1 protein-coding gene and 1 pseudogene are annotated in these 2,279 nt (G+C 73.8%); both read left to right on the top strand.

Annotation, left to right across the window (positions count from 1 at the left end):
- Positions 1 to 1,748 (top strand): annotated as a pseudogene (locus tag ACH4F6_RS00875) (hypothetical protein); the annotation flags it as partial.
- Between the two features lie 16 nt (positions 1,749 to 1,764).
- Entirely contained in the window at positions 1,765 to 2,277 is a 513-nt protein-coding gene (locus tag ACH4F6_RS00870; RefSeq protein ID WP_397957652.1) for a YbaB/EbfC family nucleoid-associated protein, read from the top strand.
- Positions 2,278 to 2,279: the final 2 nt, after the last annotated feature.

The raw sequence follows: 2,279 nt of genomic DNA, 5'->3' as shown, positions 1-2,279 counted from the left end.
CGGAGGCCAAGGCGGAGCAGGAGCGCGAGAAGGCCGAGGCCAAGGCCGAACAGGCCGCCGCCAAGGAAGAGGCCGAGAGGGAGAAGGCGGAGGCCAAGGCGGAGCAGGAGCGCGAGAAGGCCGAAGCCAAGCAGGCGGCGGCCGAGCAGCAGGCGTTCGTCCTCGCGCAGAACCAGAAGGCGCAGGACGAGGCGAAGAAGGAGCGGGAACGGGCCGCGGCCCAGGCCGAAGCCGACCGCGCCGAGGCCAAGGCCGAGCAGGAGGCCGCCAAGGAAGAGGCGGCGAAGGAGAAGGCGGAGGCCAAGGCCGAGCAGGAGGCCGCGAAGGAAGAGGCCAAGCGCGAGCAGGAAGCCGCCAAGGCCGAGCAGGAGAAGGAGAAGGCCGAGGCCAAGGCGGAGCAGGAGCGGGAGAAGGCCGAGGCGAAGGCGGAGCAGGAGGCCGCCAAGGCGGAGGCCGAGAGGGAGAAGGCGGAGGCCAAGGCCGAGCAGGAGGCCGCGCAGGCCGAGGCGAAGCAGGAGCAGGCCGCCGCCAGGGCCGAGGCCGAGGCCGAGAAGGAGGCCGCGAAGGCGGAGGCCGCCGCCGAGAAGGAAGCCGCCGAGCAGGAGCAGGCCGACGCGCAGGCCAGGGCGGAGGCCCAGCAGGAGGAGGCCCGCCGCGAGGCCCTGCAGGAGAAGCAGCAGGCCCGGCTGGACGCCCAGAACGCCAAGGCCGACGCGCAGGCCGACTACGAGCAGCAGAAGGCCGAGGCCCGCGCCGAACGCGACGCCGCACTCCAGGATGCCGACCGCCAGGAGGCGGCGGCGAGGCAGGAGTACGAGCAGGAGAAGGCCGAGGCCCAGGAACAGCGGGACCAGGCGCGGGCGGACGCCGAGCAGGAACGCGCCGAGGCCCGTCAGGAGTACGAGCGGGAGATCGCCGCCGGCGCCGACGAGGACGAGGCCCGCCAGGAGTACGACCGGCGGATCGCGGAGATCGACGCCGCCGAACAGGAGGCCGTCGAACGGGCCGACGCCGCCGAGGCCGAAGCCAGGAACGAGTACGACCAGGCGAAGGCCGACGCCCAGGCGGAACGCCAGGACGCGCGCACCGAGGCCGAGCAGGCACGCAAGGACGCCAAGGCGGAGTACGACCGGCGCATGCGCGACATCCAGGCCGAGTACGACCGGATCGACGCCGACGGCAAGGACATCGACGAGCTGATCCGGCAGCGCATCGCCGACCTCCCCGAGCCCCCCGACCTCTCCGCCTACACCTCGGGCGGCTCCGCGGGCTCTTCCGGCTCCGCCTACTCCTCCGCGTTCAGCGACAACCTCTACAACCAGGACGACCTCGCCTCGGCGCTCGGGCGTCCGCAGAGCAGCGACGCCCTGGCGGGCGCCTCCGCCGACGCCTCCGGCACGGGGGCGGGCTCGCCGGGGATGTACCCGCCGATGATGCGCGGCGCGGGCGGCGAGGCCGGCGGCAACTCCGGCGAGCGCACCAGGACCGTCATCGAGCCCGCGGTCGGCCGGTCCGGCCGGACGGCCGCCGCCGCACCGAGCGTCGACGACGAGGAGCACCGCGTCATCCCCAGGTCCACGCAGACCAGCAGCAGCACGCCCTTCATGCCGCCGATGGGACCCATGGGCGGGGCGGGGGACAGGCCGCAGACGGAGAGCGGGGACAGGGAACGGACCACGTGGCTGGCCGAGGACGAGGACGTCTGGGGCACCGACGAGGGCGGCGCGCCGCAGGCCCTGGGCCGCTGAGGGGAAGGGAACCGGAATGAGTCAGCCGATGGAGGACCGCGTGGCCCAGGCGATGGCCCACCTCAAGGCGGCGGAGGAGGCCGCGGCCTCGGCACGGGCCGAGCTCGACGCGGCGTCGGTCAGCGCGCGTTCGTCGGACCGCTCGGTACGGGTCTTCGTCGGCGCGAAGGGAGAACTGACCGGCCTGGAGTTCCTCGACGGCAAGTACCGGACCATGGCCGCCGCCCAGCTGTCCGCGGCGGTGCTGGAGGCCGCGAACAAGGCGCGGGCCGAGATGGCCCGCAAGGTCGTCGCCACCCTCGACCCGCTCACCAGGATGACCGCGCGCGGAGCCGCCCCCGAACGGATGGGCGTGAACTGGGAATCCCTCTTCGGCTCGCTGCTCAGCGAGACCGCGGTGGCGGAGGGTCCCACGGCGATGAGCAGGCTCCGGGACGAGATCGTCGAGGACGAGGAGTGGGCCGCGCCCCCGTCCAGGGCGGCCCGCGGCACGGACGACGCACGACAGGAACGGCAGGAGGGCAAGTAACC

The organism is Streptomyces sp. NPDC017936 (genome assembly GCF_044328485.1).
Classification (GTDB): domain Bacteria; phylum Actinomycetota; class Actinomycetes; order Streptomycetales; family Streptomycetaceae; genus Streptomyces.
This window is presented reverse-complemented; position numbering and strand designations above follow the sequence as displayed.

Coding starts and splice junctions, on each gene's coding strand:
- ACH4F6_RS00870 (WP_397957652.1), top strand. CDS start 1,765: ATGAGTCAGCCGATGGAGGACCGCGTGGCCCAGGCGATGGCCCACCTC.